At 70.7% G+C, this 15269-nt stretch carries 13 protein-coding genes and 13 pseudogenes; 17 read left to right on the top strand and 9 right to left on the bottom strand.

The features are described from left to right. Position 1 precedes the first annotated feature (1 nt). Positions 2-562, bottom strand: a 561-nt coding sequence (locus FF86_RS56815; RefSeq protein ID WP_242419440.1) for a DMT family transporter, incomplete at its 3' end; no start/stop codon positions are given. A 418-nt stretch (positions 563-980) separates the two neighbouring features. Between FF86_RS56815 and FF86_RS24320 the strand changes: the two genes are divergently transcribed. The 7 genes and pseudogenes from FF86_RS24320 to FF86_RS24300 all read left to right on the top strand — a co-directional run bounded on the left by FF86_RS24320 (position 981) and on the right by FF86_RS24300 (position 4389). Continuing rightward, on the top strand, positions 981-1898 hold the full coding sequence (locus FF86_RS24320; protein WP_044887380.1) for a hypothetical protein: 918 nt from the start codon (positions 981-983) through the stop codon (positions 1896-1898). Next, positions 1814-2460: pseudogene (locus FF86_RS64355) on the top strand (cyclase family protein); the annotation flags it as partial. The gene FF86_RS24320 and the pseudogene FF86_RS64355, both read left to right, overlap by 85 nt. A gap of 1 nt (position 2461) precedes the next feature. Continuing rightward, positions 2462-2725: pseudogene (locus FF86_RS56805) on the top strand (cyclase family protein); the annotation flags it as partial. Positions 2726-2902: 177 nt separating this feature from the next. After that, positions 2903-3157 (top strand): annotated as a pseudogene (locus FF86_RS56800) (flavodoxin family protein); the annotation flags it as partial. 1 nt (position 3158) lies between these two features. Then, positions 3159-3364: pseudogene (locus FF86_RS56795) on the top strand (flavodoxin); the annotation flags it as partial. 275 nt (positions 3365-3639) lie between these two features. Then, positions 3640-3963 (top strand): nucleotidyltransferase domain-containing protein (locus FF86_RS24305; protein ID WP_242419439.1); only part of this gene is annotated, 324 nt, incomplete at its 5' end. A gap of 3 nt (positions 3964-3966) precedes the next feature. After that, positions 3967-4389, top strand: coding sequence for a type VII toxin-antitoxin system HepT family RNase toxin (locus FF86_RS24300; protein ID WP_044887378.1), 423 nt, complete (start codon positions 3967-3969; stop codon positions 4387-4389). Positions 4390-4970: 581 nt separating this feature from the next. On the opposite strand, the pseudogene FF86_RS68120 reads toward FF86_RS24300, so the two are convergent. From FF86_RS68120 to FF86_RS68100, 5 genes and pseudogenes are all read right to left on the bottom strand, one after another. Beyond that, positions 4971-5066: pseudogene (locus FF86_RS68120) on the bottom strand (hypothetical protein); the annotation flags it as partial. A 1-nt stretch (position 5067) separates the two neighbouring features. Continuing rightward, positions 5068-5783: pseudogene (locus tag FF86_RS68115) on the bottom strand (CATRA conflict system CASPASE/TPR repeat-associated protein); the annotation flags it as partial. A 1-nt stretch (position 5784) separates the two neighbouring features. After that, positions 5785-6323 (bottom strand): annotated as a pseudogene (locus tag FF86_RS68110) (CATRA conflict system CASPASE/TPR repeat-associated protein); the annotation flags it as partial. A gap of 1 nt (position 6324) precedes the next feature. Beyond that, positions 6325-6404 (bottom strand): annotated as a pseudogene (locus FF86_RS68105) (hypothetical protein); the annotation flags it as partial. Position 6405: 1 nt separating this feature from the next. Then, positions 6406-6546, bottom strand: a 141-nt coding sequence (locus tag FF86_RS68100) for a CATRA conflict system CASPASE/TPR repeat-associated protein (RefSeq protein ID WP_396230055.1), incomplete at its 3' end; no start/stop codon positions are given. A gap of 114 nt (positions 6547-6660) precedes the next feature. Here FF86_RS68100 and FF86_RS68095 point away from each other — a divergent pair. Together FF86_RS68095 and FF86_RS68090 are read left to right on the top strand one after the other, a co-directional pair. Next, a pseudogene (locus tag FF86_RS68095) lies at positions 6661-6892 on the top strand (CATRA system-associated protein); the annotation flags it as partial. Position 6893: 1 nt separating this feature from the next. Beyond that, positions 6894-6945 (top strand): hypothetical protein (locus FF86_RS68090; RefSeq protein WP_396230054.1); only part of this gene is annotated, 52 nt, incomplete at its 5' end. A 2985-nt stretch (positions 6946-9930) separates the two neighbouring features. On the opposite strand, the gene FF86_RS36360 is transcribed toward FF86_RS68090, so the two are convergent. After that, positions 9931-10215, bottom strand: a 285-nt coding sequence (locus tag FF86_RS36360; RefSeq protein WP_206779014.1) for a hypothetical protein, incomplete at its 3' end; no start/stop codon positions are given. Here FF86_RS36360 and FF86_RS68085 point away from each other — a divergent pair. The 7 genes and pseudogenes from FF86_RS68085 to FF86_RS56785 form a co-directional block, all read left to right on the top strand. Further along, positions 10123-10787 (top strand): annotated as a pseudogene (locus FF86_RS68085) (CHAT domain-containing protein); the annotation flags it as partial. The gene FF86_RS36360 and the pseudogene FF86_RS68085 overlap by 93 nt on opposite strands. A 22-nt stretch (positions 10788-10809) precedes the next feature. Next, positions 10810-10865: pseudogene (locus FF86_RS68080) on the top strand (hypothetical protein); the annotation flags it as partial. 43 nt (positions 10866-10908) lie between these two features. Next, positions 10909-11059, top strand: a pseudogene (locus FF86_RS68075) (hypothetical protein); the annotation flags it as partial. Position 11060: 1 nt separating this feature from the next. Continuing rightward, positions 11061-11268, top strand: a 208-nt coding sequence (locus FF86_RS68070; protein WP_396230050.1) for a CHAT domain-containing protein, incomplete at its 5' end; no start/stop codon positions are given. Between the two features lie 532 nt (positions 11269-11800). Continuing rightward, a partial coding sequence (locus FF86_RS24280) for a hypothetical protein (protein WP_242419438.1) occupies positions 11801-11986 on the top strand: 186 nt, incomplete at its 5' end. Between the two features lie 11 nt (positions 11987-11997). After that, a pseudogene (locus FF86_RS56790) lies at positions 11998-12208 on the top strand (VapC toxin family PIN domain ribonuclease); the annotation flags it as partial. Between the two features lies 1 nt (position 12209). Next, positions 12210-12384, top strand: a 175-nt coding sequence (locus FF86_RS56785; RefSeq protein WP_242419447.1) for a type II toxin-antitoxin system VapC family toxin, incomplete at its 5' end; no start/stop codon positions are given. A gap of 961 nt (positions 12385-13345) precedes the next feature. On the opposite strand, the gene FF86_RS24270 is transcribed toward FF86_RS56785, so the two are convergent. Together FF86_RS24270 and FF86_RS24265 are read right to left on the bottom strand one after the other, a co-directional pair. Further along, the gene (locus tag FF86_RS24270) at positions 13346-13681 is read right to left on the bottom strand and encodes a helix-turn-helix domain-containing protein (protein ID WP_044887374.1); all 336 of its coding nucleotides are present in this window, start codon (positions 13679-13681) and stop codon (positions 13346-13348) included. After that, complete coding sequence (locus tag FF86_RS24265) at positions 13678-14049, bottom strand: type II toxin-antitoxin system RelE/ParE family toxin (RefSeq protein ID WP_044887373.1); 372 nt, start codon at positions 14047-14049, stop codon at positions 13678-13680. Before FF86_RS24265 ends, FF86_RS24270 begins: the two co-directional genes overlap by 4 nt. 518 nt (positions 14050-14567) lie before the next feature. On the opposite strand from FF86_RS24265, the gene FF86_RS34335 reads away from it, so the two are divergent. Beyond that, a partial coding sequence (locus tag FF86_RS34335) for a toll/interleukin-1 receptor domain-containing protein (protein ID WP_157866980.1) occupies positions 14568-15269 on the top strand: 702 nt, incomplete at its 3' end.

Here is a 15269-nt window from a genome sequence, read left to right as displayed (position 1 = left end):
NCTTGAGCAGCAGCGCGCTGAGCGCGAAGAACAATCCGGCGGCGACGCCGAACAGCGCCGCCCGTGCCGCCGGCCGCCGCCCGCGCGATGCGATGACCAACGCCGCGGCCAGCGCGGCGATGGCGATGATCGCCAACACGAGGCGTTCCTGGTCGAGCGGCGGGCGGGTGGGTAGCCGATCCTGCACGCCGAGCAGCAGCGCGAGCCCGGCGCAGATCGCCGCGATGGCCCACCAGGCCGTGCGGGCCATCCGCAGGCGGGTGCCCACCAGGCCGAGGGGGAGCGCGAACAGTAGCTGGGTGACCATGAGCGGCTGCACCTCGGCGAGCGATCCGAGATGCAGCGCCAGGGCCTGGGTGAGGAAGCCGGCCAGGTTCGTCAGCCAGCCCACCAGCCATAACGGCTCGCGGACGAGGTCGAGCAGGTGTCCGAACCCGGGCACGGCCAGGTCGTGGTCGTCGCGGGCCGCGAACCGGCTGCGGCCCGCGGCGCGCTGCTGGAGAGCGGCCGACGACGCCAACAGGAACGCGGCGAGCAGCGCGAGCGGGATGAAGAGCGGCACGGGCGGTGCGGGCGATCAGTGGGTGCGGCCCTGGCCGGCGGCGGCCGGCGCGGGGCGGTGCGGCGGTCGCGTCGCGGTCACGCTGCCGTCGCGGGCGCCTGCGCCCAGACCGCGGCTGAGCCCGGGACCGACCGACCGAGGATGATCATCCGGGCCGGGCGCGTTGGAGTCGATGGCCCGTAATGTACCGGTCCAGCCTGGTCCGGACCTGCGGCCATGGCACCGATCGAGNGGCCTTACCACCCGAACCGGCTACCTCGCTGCGTGTCATCGATATGGGCCCCGTCCGGGCTGGTCACCCGTACGTTGTCACTTGCCCGCGCATGACAGGAATGCGGGACTGATCGGGCCTTCCCGCCCTTGATTTCCAGGCAGGGGGGCGGGCCCGCGGTGACCTGTTCGGGGGGGAAGGACGGCGATGCTGACGCCGGTGCTGATTCTGGGGGGACTAGTACTCGTGCTCGCGGCGGCGGTGGGTCTGACCCGCCACACGCCCGACCCCGAGACGTTCCCACCCGACCGAGATCCATACGAGCAGTGGGCGACGTCGACCGTCGACGTCGACGCCTGGGGACCGCTGCCCGAGCGGACCCGCAAGGACGCCGGTGCCGACCACCCCGACACCGACGAGCCCGCCGCCGCACCTACTGCCACTCCCACCTGCACGCCCACTCCCACGTTCACGCCCACTCCCACGCCCACGTTCACGGCCATTCCGCGACCCCGTCCGGCCGAGCCGCCGGCCGCCACCGTTCCGCCCGCCACCGTTCCGCCCGCCACCGTCTCGGCGGGGCCGGCGGCGGCTGTGGTCGCCGCGGAGGACCTCGCGACCGCCGGAACCCGGAGGGCATCCGCGGTGCCGGCTGGCGCCGCCGCATCCGGGGACGACGCGGTGGCGAGCGAGCCGAGCACCCCCACCCCGGACGAGGGCGTGCCCGCCCCGACGGCCGACGACGCCCCCGACGATGCCCCCGGCGACGCCGGGCGGGAGGACCCGGCCGCCGAACCCGAAAGAACCCCCGCGCCGAGGACCGTGCCCCCGTCCTCTCGGCCGGCGACGCCCCCGCAGCTCCCGCTGCCACGGACTCCGCCGGCCGCGCCAGCGCCGCGCCATCCGTCGGCTCCGGCGGGATGGCCGCGGCATCCGTCGCCGTCCGCTCCGCCTCCACGGCTTCCGGCAGAGTCCACGCCGCCGGGCGCCGTCCCGAGGCGGGTTCCGGCCCAGCGGTCACCCCTCGCGCGTCGGCCGCCATGCCCCCGGCCGACGCTCGTCCCGCGCGGGCGCTCGTCGCCCGCCGGCCCGCCGCCCGCGCCGGTGACCGGCACCGACGGCTGACCGCTGGGCACCCCCCGGCGCGGGCGGGCGGACCGGGTCGCTCCCGCGACCCCACCGCCGCCCGCGCCGGGCAGGGACGGTTCGCCGGCTGCGCCGAGCATGGTCCCGGTAGCGTGGCGGCACCGCAACCGTGCCGTGGACGCAAGGAGCGCGCCATGCCCGTCGGGGACCGCCGCATCGTCGACCTGTCCCATCCCATCGTCGACGGCATGGTGACCTATCCGGGCCTGCCCGGTCCGCGGATCTCCACGTGGACCAGCCGGGCCGCCTCGGGGGAGCGGCTCGCGCCCGGGGTGTCGTTCCACATCGCCGCCATCGACCTCGTCGCGAACACCGGGACCTACCTCGACGCCCCGTTCCACTTCCACGCCGACGGTCCGGACGTCGCGGCGCTCGACCTGGCGCGGCTGGTCGACGTGCCGGCCGTGGTGGTCCGCGCGGGCGGGGCACGGGCCGTCGGCGCCGAGCGGTTGCCGGTCGCCGCCGAGCTCGCCGGGCGGGCTGTGCTCGTCCACACGGGCCATGCCCGGCACTGGGGGAGCGAGGCGTACTTCGGCCCGGCNCCGCATCTGACCCGGGCGGCCGTCGAGGCCCTCCTCGCCGCCGGGGCGCTGTTGGTCGGCATCGACTCGCTGAACATCGACGACGTCGATGACCTGGCCCGTCCCGCCCATCAGGGTCTGCTCGGCGCCGGCATCCCGATCGTCGAGCACCTCACCGCCCTGGACGAGCTGCCCGACGGCGAGCCGGTCCGCCTCACCGTGCTGCCCGCGCCCGTCCGCGGCATGGGCACCTTCCCCGTGCGCGCCGTCGCCGTCGTCGGCTGACCGCGCTTCAGGCGCCGCCCGGGCGGCCTCCCGGCGAGCCGGTCGGAAGTGTCGGGAATCATCGACGTGTCGGGATCAGGTGCGGCGTTCGACGGGAACTGGACGACCGGGCGGCCGGTGGCCGAGGGCCCCCGCCCGGTGCGGCCGGCCGCCGCCGTTCCGACGGCACCCGGGAGGATGGCGTGCATGACGACGTTGCTGGTCGTGCACCACACCCCGTCGCCGACGATGCAGGCCATGCTGGAGGCTGTGCTCTCCGGGGCCCGGGACGACGCGATCGAGGGCGTCGACGTCGTCGTCAGGCCGGCGCTGAGCGCGACGGTGATGGAGGTGCTCGCCGCCGACGGGTACCTGCTCGGCACCCCAGCGAACATCGGTTACATGAGCGGCGCGCTCAAGCACTTCTTCGACCAGATCTACTACCCGTGCCTCNACGCGACCATCGGCCATCCGTACGCGCTCTACGTACACGGCAACTCCGACACGACCGGCGCGGTCCGCGGCGTCGAGACGATCACCACCGGCCTGAAGTGGAAGCGCCTGCGCGACCCACTGTCGATCATCGGCGAGCTCGACCCCGCCGCCCGCGAGTCCTGCCGAGAACTCGGCGGGACCATGGCTGCGAGCCTGATGCCATAGCTCGCGGACCTCACCACCCGTTCACGGCGAGAGGTTTAGCAAGTCCTCGACACATGGATGCCGAGCCGGCCGGCTGCTGGGGCCGCCCTGCCATGGCGGCCTGATCTCGTGCACACGTAGTCCGCTGGCCCGAGACCTCTGTGCGGGCCGGCGACGCGGGCGGAAGCCGAGTGCCGCGCGGCCGTTGCGTCTGGGATGATCGGGGCATGGACGAGACGCTCGCTACCATCGCGACGCGCGACGCTGTCGCCGTGCTGCGGCAGGCGGGCGCGCANTTCGCCTATCTGCACGGCAGCCGTGCCGTCGGGTGCCAGCGGGCGGACTCGGACATCGATATCGCCGCCTTCTTCGGCGGCCCGCGGCCTCCGAGCGCCTTCGACATACTCCTGCCGCCCGGCGTCGACCTCCTCGTCCTTGACAGCGCGCCGCTCGAGCTCGCCGGCAGGGTCGCGGCCGGCGGGCGGCTGCTCTTCGAGGACGACCGGGCCGCGCGGGTGCGCTGGGAGGCGATGACCAGAAAGATTTACTTCGACGAACTTCCGCGGATCACTCGGGCGCACCGCGAGTTCGCCGCGGCTGTTCTGGACCGGAACGCGTAGCCGGTGGTCGACGAAGTCCGGGTGCTACGCCTCCTGCGCGCGGTCACCGACGATCTGTCTGTGCTCCGCCGCGAGTCGGGCGCCGACGACGAGCGCCGTGCGGACCCGATCTGGCTGCGCGGGGTGAAGTACACCTTTGTGACAGCGATCGAGGCCTGTGTCGACGTCGCGCAGCACATCTGCGCGGCGCAGGGCTGGGGACCGCCGGCGGACAACGGTGACGCGATCCGTCTGCTCGGCGACCATGGAGCGCTGGCCGCAACGCTCGCACTGACGCTCCGCAAGTCCGTCGGTTTCCGAAACGTCCTCGTCCACGACTACATCGCGGTCAACGATGAGATCGTCGTTGCTCGACTGGATGCCCTCGACGACCTTGACGAATTCGTCCGGCAGATAGCGGTGTACGTGTCTGCCGCGGGGGCGTAGCCGGGGCCCGTGGGTAGTCGCGCCCGACCTGGACGATTGCCACGCGGCCCGTGCCGGCGAACCTCGTGCGACACGTGGCGTGACCGTATGACGCATGCGACTTTTCGCAAGTTCCGCGACCAGATCTACTGCCCGGTCCTCGAAGCCACCGTCGGCCGCCGGTATGCCTTGTACGTCCACGGCGGAAGCGACATCAGCCTGTCCGTGGCGTCGGGACCATCACGACCGGCCTGAAGTGGAACGCCTGCGTGACCCTGTATCCGTTAAGGTGACAAACAATTGTTGGCCCGGGAAGCCGTACGCGGTCTATGGCTGATCGGCCCTCCTTCGGGGCCGGCGGCAGAAAGAGCGCCGCGTATGCCCACTCCGCGTCCGACCTGTCCGGAGGATAGCGGCGAGATCTCCCATTGTCCGCCTGTGACAAACCCGTCCCGGCGCGATCATTCCATCGCGCCGCGAAAATCGCGAGCAGGTCATTGCCGGCACGCGCGATCAAGATCAGGTTAGGCGCCTTACGTTCCGAACGGGGTCGTAGTCAGGAGTGGTCGAGGCTTTCTGGGACTCTTCAAGTGCGATTTTCNGGCCGTTGGCGCGAGCGAGGTTCCGTAAGGTCGGGTTGTAAGGGTAGAGGGCGAGTGCGGCGGCGAGCAGGCGCCGGTATGGGTTGAAAATGACTCNGTTGTCGAACTCGGCGAAAATTTGACTCCACCCGACTATTGGCGCCACGGATTCCAAGCCGACTCGTCTTTCTCTGGGTAAACCCACCTGGTGGAGCAGGTGGCCCGCGTGATTTTCGGTTGGGAAGAGGCTGGCCACGGTATCCAGTAAGGCCGCGCGGTCTGGGGCGGTGAGGTCGATGTCCGTGGATACCGGCCATGCCTCGCTGGCGGGAATAGGTGGAACCGTCGGCGAATATGTCCACTTCGGATGTTCCGGTGGGGCTGGCGGCGTGGGCGGCACTGATGTCGGGACGATGTCGCCGATCGCCGCGCGGGCCCGGTCAACGGTGGTTTCGACCGAGAAGAGATCATCGTCAAGTTGGCGAGCGAACCAGGTGGCCAGGGCGTCGTCGTCGGCATAAAGGTGATGGTGGTCCGCATCGGCCCGATCGCGGGCGCTCGCCGGGATCTGGTCGGCCAAGGCGGCCATGTTCGCGGCACTGGCCTCCACGGACCGTCGCATCTGGCGCAGTGCCGTGGCGGTGCCGGCCAGGTGCACGATCTCGGCCCGCAGCAACGCCACGGCGCGGTCAAGCGCGGTCTGGTTCGAGTCGAGCAGAGCTCCAGAGTGTGCCGCGGAGTTGAAGGGAACGGGTCTGGCGGCCAACAGTGAGCTTTCATCGAGCAGGGCGGTGACCGTGGCGAGCGCGGACTCGGTGTCTCGGCGGGCCGCCCNCACCGGCGCCCCCGCCGCCCAGACGCGCAGGTGGTAGCGGAGCTTCGCCGCCTGCATCAGGTACCGCGCGAGCGGTGTGATCACCATGCCCTCGGCGGGCCCGCCCCGGCTCCAGGCCCAGGAACTGAGCTCGGCGGCGTGGTCGGCCGGGGCCAGGGCCACGATGCGCCGGGTGAGGCGGTCGTCCGGACCGGTGTCCGCGTCCCAGGCGATGAAGCCGCCCGCCGTCGACACACCCCGTCCATCGAAATCGGCGGCTGCCGGGGCTGGCAGCAGCGCGCGGCAGGCCGCACTGAGATCGGCTCCTGCTTCGGTCCGTTCCAGTCCTGACGCCGGGAACAGTGCGAGGTAGAGTTCGGCCGTGCCCAGCAGCCCGTCGGGGAGCGGCTCGCTGATGCTCGCCCAGTCGCTGCGCAGCCGTGCCCAGGTCAGATCGCTGCCGTGGCGCGGCGCCAGGGACACCGACAGGCACAGCACGTCATGCACCCGCCGTAGCAGAACCTGATGCACCCCGTCGCCCTCGCGGCGTGCGGCGGCGANGGGGGTGAAGACCGCGGTCTCATCCGGCTCGCTGTGCGCCGGCGGATCCGGTGGGACCCCCAAGGCCGGAATGGGGCTGGNCATGCCGAGTTCGACCTGGCAGCGTGACCAGAGACCGCGCAGGTACGTGTAAAGTTCGACAGCCCGCGGGCTTGACGTGGGCGCGTACAGATGCGCGACGAACTCGTGAGCGGTCAACGTCTCGGCACTGTGCTGGGACATGTCCCTCCGCACGATCTGGACTGCCTCCGATCCGGATGCCCCTGATCAGGACTCCCGAGATACCAGCATAATCGTGCGCATGGCGAGGGACAGCGGGTGCATTTCGGTGGNGGCATGATCGACGAGCAGATTCGGGAGGAGGCTCTGGACGTCCTGCACAGTGCCCTGGACTGGGAGACAACTCCGGGCATCTGGAGTCGTGTCTCTCGCACTCTCCAGTCGCTTCAGTTGGCTGTGGACGCCGAGGACTCGGGCGCGGTCAAGGAGTTGACGCGGGTGCTGGAAGACCTTCGGCTCGACTCCGGCCGTGGCAACGACGCGGGTAAGGATTCGGGGACGAAGGCAANGGGCGTCGTTCGTGAACGGCTGACCGACACCATTCACAAACTCGGCAAATAGGCCGGATTAGCCGTGTTTNGGCGCTGGTGGACGTCCGTAGTCGGGACCGCGCGCCGCAAGGAGGACCCAGCCGCGGTCGGCGTGTGGCGGGCACACGGCCGAAGAGCGCGCGGTCCAGGTCCACAGCCGGAGAGTTCCGGGGATGAGGCCGACGTGACGCAGTGGACCCGTGCCGCCGTGGCGATCCTGCAGGAACCTGCCGCGATGGCGGACTCCGAGCAGGTGAATCACGCGGTTCGGCTGTTACGCGACGCGGTCGAGATGACGTCCGAGTCGAGTCCTGACCTGGCCGGACGGCTTTCGAACCTGGCGGGGGCACTCCATCAGCGTCACAACCGTTGGGGTGGCGAGGCGGATCTGGACGAGTCGGTGGCGTTCGGCCGGCGTGCGCTGGCGGTGACCACCGCGGATGACCCGCACCTCGCCATCCACGCGAGCAACCTCGCCGCCGCACTCACNACCCGCTACGAGCTGCGTCACGATCTCGACGACCTCGTGGCGGCGATCACGGAGGGCCGGCGGATTCTCGACGTCACCGAACCGGTCGACCCCAGACTGCCGGGCCGGCTGTCGAACATGTGCAGCGCGCTGCGACAGCACTGGGAGAGGACGGGCAGCCGGACCAGCCTCAACGAGGCGATCACCATCGGTCAACGCGGCGCATCACTGGCGGCGGCCGGGCACCCGCAGCGCGCGGCGGTACTGTCCAACCTCAGTACCGCGCGGCAGCAGCGCCACGGTGCCACCGGAAACCTCGACGATCTCCTCGCGGCCGTCGAGGCCGGCGAGGAGTGCGTCGCCCTGACCGCGGCGTTGACCGAGGACGACGGCAACGCCGCCGGGCGGCTGTCGAACGTGGCTTCGATGTTGTCCGACCTGTATGAACGCACCGGCGAGTTGGCCCATCTCGAACGGGCGCTGAACCTGGCCGCGCGGGCGGCCACGCTGCCCTCCGCGAGTCGCAATCCCGTGGCGCTGCTGGCGTGTCTCGCCGGCTGCCTGATACTGCGCTTCGAGGCGACCGGCGACCCCACCGACCTCACCTTCGGCATCGAAGCCGCGCGGGGAGCTCTCGCCGCTGCCCCGAAAGGGCATCCGGCCAGGTCAGGAGCTCTGCTTGCGCTGTCAAACGCGCTGCAAACACAGGCGGAGGCTACCGACTCGGCGGATGGCTTCGACGAAGCTACCGCGCTGGTGGCGGAGGCGATAGACGCCCTGCCGCCGGGGCATCCGCACCTGGGGCTGCTGCACAACGGTCTCGGCGTCGCGCTGCGGCTGCGCTTTGACCGCCAAGGGCATCCAGAGGATGTGGAGCGGGCGGTGTGCGCCAGCCAGACGGCGGTAGATCTCCTGCGGGTGACCCGGGCTGGNGCCTCCACCGCGAGTGCCCTGGCCAACCTGAGCGCGTCCCTCCAGGCCCGGTACGAGTATGGCGGCCAGGAGTCGGATCTGGAGCGGGGCGCGGAATGCGCCCGTGAGGCCGTGATGATGACCTCTCGCGGTGACCTGGCATATCCCCGTCTTGTGTCGGCTCTGGTCAGNGCGATCCGGCTCCAGGTCGAGACCTCTGGCGATTCCGGGCTGTCGGACGAGATGGTTGGCTACGCGCGCGATGNCGTCGACGCCACTCCGCGGCCCGGCGAGCTCCGTGCGTCCCGGCTGGTCAACCTGTCGGTGGTGGCACGGGCCCGCGCGGAACGCCGTGCCGCACTGACCGACGTCAACGACGCGGTGCGGTGGGCCAGTGAGGCCCGCGACCTGCTCGTCCCGGGGCGCCCGCTGCGTTCGGAGGCGAGTTCCGCCCTTGGCCTGGCGCTGGCGACCCGATACGAGCTGACCGGCCGGACGGCGGACCTCGATGAGGCCGCGCGCCAGTTGGGAGCCGCCGTCGACGAGAGCCCGACTTGGCGTGCGGACCGGGCCCGGCATCTGTCCAACCACGGAGGGGTCCTGCACACCCGGTTCGAGCTGACCGGGGCGGCGGTTGATCTCGACGCGGCGGTGGAGGTGCTGGAGGCCTCGGTGGATGCCACGGCCGCCAGCGACACCCGGCGGGCGGGTCGGCTGGCGAATCTCTCCGGAGCCCTGCGCGCCCGCTACCTCATCGGCGCTCGTCGCGCCGACGCCGACGCCGCCGTCGCGTCGGCGCGGGCCGCACTCACAGCCATCCCGGCCCACCACGTCGATCGCGCTTCCTATCTGACCAAACTCAGCCTGGCGTTGACCGCCTCACTCGGCGGCGCGACCGACCAGCCAGCAGACAGCGTCCCCTATTCGGGGCGCACCGGGCTGCGCGCCGAGGCGCGGGCGGAGGCGGCCGTTCTCCGGGAGGCGCGAGAACTGGTCGGCGAGGCCGTGCAGGTCACGTCGCCGGCCAGCCCGTCCTACCTCGGACGCCTGTCCAACGAGGCGGGCCTGCTGCTCCAGCTGTTCGAACGTACAGGGGCGATGGCTGATCTGGACGAATCCCTCGCCCTCGTCGAACGCGCGGTGGAGCTGACTCCACCCGGCCATCCCGACCTGGCGGTGTACCTGTCCAACCTGGGGCGGGCGCGATACGCCCGGTTCGTGAGGACCGGCGAACAGGCCGATCAGGCGGCGGCGCAGACGGCCTACGCCACCGCGGCCCGGCTGGACACGGCGACCCCGACGGCCCGAGCGGGTGCCGCTCGCGCCTGGGCGATCGGCGCGGCTGAGATGTCCGACTGGTCGACGGCCACGCAGGCCGGTGAACTGGCGATCGAGATGCTGTCGCGCACAGTGGGACGTGGGCTGACTCGGCCGGACCAGCAACGGCGGCTCACGTCGGTACAGGGACTGGGATCCCTGGTCGCGGCCTGCGCCCTGGCCGACGGCATGCCCGAGCGGGCCGTGGAGCTGCTGGATCAGGCCCGGGGCGTTCTGCTCGGGCGGATCGGCGAACTGCGAACGGACGTAGGGCAGCTCGCNCAGACCAATCCGGACCTGGCCGGGCGGATCGAGGCNGTACGCCGTGCGCTCGACGCGCCCACCGACGACCTGGCGCGTGAGGCCGGCGCGCCCCGCCGGCTCCATGTGGACGACGCTCAGCTTCAGCAACATCGACGTGACCTTGCCGCTCAGTTCGAAGCCCTGCTGGCTGAGGCCCGTCAGCTGCCCGGCTACGCCCGCTTCCTGCTCCCGCCGGACCTCAGCCAGATGCGTGACGCTGCCGGGGCCGGCCCGGTCGTCATCATCAACCCGCACCGCATCCGCTGCGACGCGCTCGTACTGACCCGAGCGGGCGTCCACCAGGTGAGGCTGGCGCACCTGTCCGCGGCCACCGCCGGCGACCAGGTGCTGGCGCTGACGGCTGCCGTCGCGACGGCCACTGATTCCACCGTGGATCTCAATCTGCGCACCGCGGCGGAGGAGCGGATCAACGCGGTGCTGCGGTGGCTGTGGGACAGCATCGCGGAACCGGTTCTCTCGTTGCTGGACCAGCGCCGGGTCTGGGACCAGTACGGCGGCGTACGACGTCTGTGGTGGTGCCCGACCGGGGTGCTGGCGTTCCTGCCGCTGCACGCCGCCGGTCACCAGATCGCCGACCCGGCGACGGACGCCGTTGGCGGGCAGCCCCGGACCGTGCTGGACCGAGTCGTCTCCAGCTACACGCCGACCATCCGCGCACTGCTGGATTCCCGCCGGCCGCCAAATGGGGCGGTCGGCTCGGCGGCTTCCGGGTCGTGGGCGCCCGAGATCACCGCGGTAGCCCTACCGAAAACACCGGAACGCAAGCCCCTGCCCAACGCGACTCGGGAAGCGTCCATGATCGCCGAGGCATTTCCCGGCCGCGTTCAGACCCTGACCGGTCCGCAGGCGTCNCNGGAACGTGTTCTGGCCGCGATGGTCGCCCGGCCCTGGATCCATCTGGCGTGTCACGGAGTGACGGACATCGACGANCCGTCAAACAGCGCGCTCCTCGTCTACGACCACCAACATCANCCGCTGACGGTGGCCGACATCGTCCGGCGACGGGTTGACGTCAGTGGCCTGGCGTACCTGTCGGCATGTGGCACCGCCGAGCCCAGCGTCCGGCTGCTCGACGAGTCGATCCATCTCGCCTCGGCCTTCCAAGCCGCGGGCTACCGCCATGNGATCGCCACCCTGTGGACGGTGTGGGATCTCGCGGCGCTGCGGGTCGCCCGCTCGGTGTACCGCCAGTTGCGAGACGCCGAGGCGGATTCGGCCCTAGGCCCTGCCGCCGCCTCGGCGCAGGCGCTGTACGACGCCACCCTCGCCGCCCGCGCCCGAGATCCCGACCGACCGTCCGCCTGGGCATCCTTCGTCCACTACGGTCCGTAGCGCTCACTGGGTGTCCGGAGGCCCGGCTGCGTGCGCATCCCGGCATCACCACGACAGAAAGCCTGGTCGACACTCGGTGTGATCGCCCGACGCACGCGACTCTCCGCAGGTCCTTCGACCAGATCTACTGTCCCGTGCTCGAAGCCTCGGTAGGACGGCTGTACGCGCTGTATGTGCACGGTGGCAGCGACACGACCGGGCGCGATCCGGGGGTCGAGACCATCGCCACCAGCCTGAAGTGGAAGCGACTGCGAGAGCCGCTGTCGATCGTCGGCGAGATGGATACTGCGACACGCGAGGCCTGCTGGGAGCTCGGCGCCACCGTTGCCGCGTTGCTGGTGGCCGGCTCACGGCGATGTTCCGGCGGGACAGCGCGCGAGCGGCGGAGGTGTCGTGAGGTGCCCACGAACGCTCCTGGCNAGGTTGACGCAAGGATTCATGCGTGATGCATGAATCATGGTAGCGTGGACAGATGAGCGAGTCTGCCGACGGGGGCATCATCCAGGTGCGCGATGTCGATCCGACGACGCTNGCGGTCCTCCGCGAGCGGGCCAGATCGCTCGGTCAGTCGCTGTCCGGGTACCTGCGGGACCTGATGGATGCCGATGCGGCCACGGAGACCAACGCCGAGGTCATCGCCCGCATGGTCCGCGACAGGGAACCTGTGGGGCTCACCATGGACGACATCCTCGCGGCGCGCGACGAGGGGCGGCGTTGACCCTCACGTACGTGGTCGACTGCTCGCTCGTCATCGATGTGCTGTCGGTCCGCGATGGCGACGAGGTGCTCCGGCAGCGCCTGTCCGCCCCGCGGACACTGCACGCCCCGCACCATCTCGACGTCGAGGTCGCGTCAACAGTCCGTCGGCTTGCCGCCGGAAAGAAGATCACTGCTCATCGTGGCGAGCAGATGTTGGCTGACTACGCGCGCCTGCGGATTANCCGTCATCCGGTCTGGCCCTACCACCCCCGGATGTGGGAGCTGCGGCACAACCTCGGTGCTTACGACGCCGCCTACATCGCGCTCGCCGAAGCACTCGGCTGCAATCTGCTCACAGGCGACACCAAGCTCAAGAACGCTGCCGGACACCGCGCGACGGTCATCGTCACGCGGTAGCAGGTACGGGCGGATTTCTCTCGTCCTGCCTGCCGGAGGCCGGCCGGGAAGTGTGGCGTCAGGACGCCCCGCGGTTCTTGAGGCCGCGGACCACAGCGTTCCGAGAACCACGTAGTGTGATCGCGCGACGGACGCGACTTTCTGCAAGTTCTGCGACCAGATCTACTATCCGTGTCTCGACGCGACCGTTGGCCGGCCGTATGCGCTGTACGTCCACGGCAACAGCGATACGACCGGCGCGGTCCGCNGAGTCGAGACCATCACGACGGGTCTGAAATGGAAACGTCTGCGCGACCCGTTTACCGTCCCTGGTGACCTGTCAGCCGCCGACCGAGAGGCCTGCTGGGAGCTCGGGGCGACGGTCGCGAAAGTATCTGGGCGGGCCGGAACTGGCCGGCGATCTCGATCAGGCCGACGAACGGGAGTGCCCGGATGCCTCGGCGGCGAGTACTGCGCGCCCAGTGTGTCGCGCAGGTCATCCGCTTGGAACGCCAGGCTATGTGGGCGGCGGCCAGGCCGCAGGCTGCCTCATGATCGCCCTGTGCCCAGGGCATCGCGGAGAGATTGAGCGCCGCCAGGACCGTGTCGAGATGATCGCGCGGCGGTGTTGCCGGCGCGATCGTCGATTTCTTCACGCACCTGCAGGCGCACGTCGACGCCGTGGTGGGCGACGCGTGAGGACGGTGATCCAGGAGGTGGTTGACCCGGCGCTGTCGACGCGGCAGTGGGGGCGGATGCTCTGTGCGCTGGCCGCTGGGCGAGCATCGCGGGACCGCGGGCGAGTCGGTGCGAGTGTCGCGGGCGGGCCTCGGCCCAGGGACGCGGGCCTGCCGGGCCGGGGGCGCCCGTCTCGCGCGTTCCGCCCCTCGGTACCTCGACTGCCGTTCCGCCCCTCGGTACCTCGACGGCCACCAAGGTCGATCTCGCGGAGATCGAGCACCCAGCGGCGGGAACTGCCTCGTCACGCGGCAGGCGTGTCGGTGCCGCGCAGGATGTACAGGTCGTCGCCGAAGACGGCGGTGATCTGGAGCTGGCCGCCGAGGGCTCGGACGTAGCGGGCGATGACGTCCACGGTGGAGACTTCGCCGCGTTCGATCTGGGAGACCCGACTCTTGCTGACGCCCATGTGTTCGGCGACATCGGTCTGCGTCAGGCCGAGGAGTCTGCGGCGATCGGCGAGCCGGTGGCCGTCGATGTAGGCCTGGTTGCGCCTGTGGGCCTCGGCCAGGGCCTCCTCGCCGCCGGCGTCGGCGACCAGGCCGGCGCGGACGTCGTTCCACCGGGGAAATCTGGTCATGAGCTGCCTTCCTCGGCTTCCCGTTCCTTCACGTACTCGACGTACAGCGTCTCCGCCCGTGGGATCGCTGTGCGGTACCAGCCGGACCAGTCGCCCGACTTGTCGCCCCCCACCAGCAGAATCGCGCAGCGCCAGGGATCGAAGACGAACAGGACGCGGATCTCCGAGGAACCCGCGGAACCTGGCCTGAGTTCCTTGAGGTTGTGGATCTCCGAGCCGACCAGGCGGTCGACCAGTGGCCGCCCCAGGCCTGGCCCGGCGTCGGCCAGCCGGTCTATCGCGTCGACCACGAGCGCCTTCGATCTCGGATCGAGCCCGTCGACCCAGGCCAGAAACTCGTCGGTGACGCGGACCTCCCACTCGTCCACAGCGAAAAGTTTAGCAAATCCTCGACGTCTGGGTGTCGAGCTGGCAGGGCCGCGCCGGCCGTCTCCTGGCCCGCCCTGCCATGGCGGCCCGATCCGTGCACACGTAGCGTGGTTGCGCAACGTATGCAACTTTCCGCAAGTTGTGCGACCAGATCTACTATCCCGTGATTGAAGCGACCATTGGTCGCCCATAGGCCCTCTACGTTCACGGCAACTCCGACACGACCGGCGCAATCCGCGGGGTTGAGGNGATCACGACCGGCCTGAAGTGGAAGCGTCTGCGTGAGCCGGTGACGGTGATCGGCACGCCGGACGCGAAGGACCGGGAAGCCCGCTGGGGTGTCTCACACGAGTCTGACAGGGAGGGGGGCGCCTCTACCGCCGCGAGCCTGCATCCCGGAGTAGGTCGNCCTGCCCTCGGCGGGTGCGGTGCTCGGGGCTGCCCTGCAAGGTGCGCGTGGTCGGTGGCGACGTCGAGGGCTTTCCGACCGGCGGCGGCTCCGTGCGATGATCGGTTCATGCTCGATGCCGCGGAGAACGCGGATGAGGTCACCGGCCCCCGGTGGGATTTCTTCATCTCCCGTGCCCCGGTGGACAGGGAGTGGGCCATCTGGGTCGGTTGGCACTTGGAGGAGGCCGGCTACCGGGTGCTCCTGGAGGACTGGTATCTCGTCCCAGGCATGAACCGGCAGGCGTTCTTCGAGAACGGTATCGTCGGCTCCGCCCGGACGATAGCCATTGTTTCCAGCGCCTACCTGCGTTCGGGTCAGGGCGGCACGGACTGGCGGGCCGCGTGGGGAGCCGATCTCGCGGGCACCGACCGGAAGCTCATTCCGATCCGGGTCGCCGACTGCCGGCCTCCCGACCCGCTGGGGTCCGTCGTCTTCATCGACCTGTTCGGGCTGGCGGCTGGCGCCGCCCGGGTGGAGCTGGTCACGCAGGTCAGGGCCGCGCTGGCGGGCCAGAACCGGCCGCGGACCGCCCCCGACTACCCGACCCGACGCCGGGAGCCGGCCGCCGACGGCAGCGCGGTGGCGGCGCAGCCACCGCCGTCCCCGGTCCGCAGGGTGCCTCGACCGTCCCAACCACCGCCCCTGCCCAGCGCGCGCCCACCGGCGCCGATCGCCCGCCCGGACGGTCAGCAGGGTGAACCGGCGCGACCACCCGAGGCTTCGCAGGATCGGCGCCGCCCGCGGGATCGGCGCCGCCCGCGGGATCGG

This window comes from Frankia sp. CpI1-P (genome assembly GCF_001421075.1).
Lineage (GTDB): Bacteria > Actinomycetota > Actinomycetes > Frankiales > Frankiaceae > Frankia > Frankia torreyi.
This window is presented reverse-complemented; position numbering and strand designations above follow the sequence as displayed.

Bases quoted from the DNA above. Each gene is read 5' to 3' on its own strand.
- FF86_RS24320 (WP_044887380.1), top strand. From the start codon at position 981: ATGCTGACGCCGGTGCTGATTCTGGGGGGACTAGTACTCGTGCTCGCG.
- FF86_RS24270 (WP_044887374.1), bottom strand. From the start codon at position 13,681: ATGACCAGATTTCCCCGGTGGAACGACGTCCGCGCCGGCCTGGTCGCC.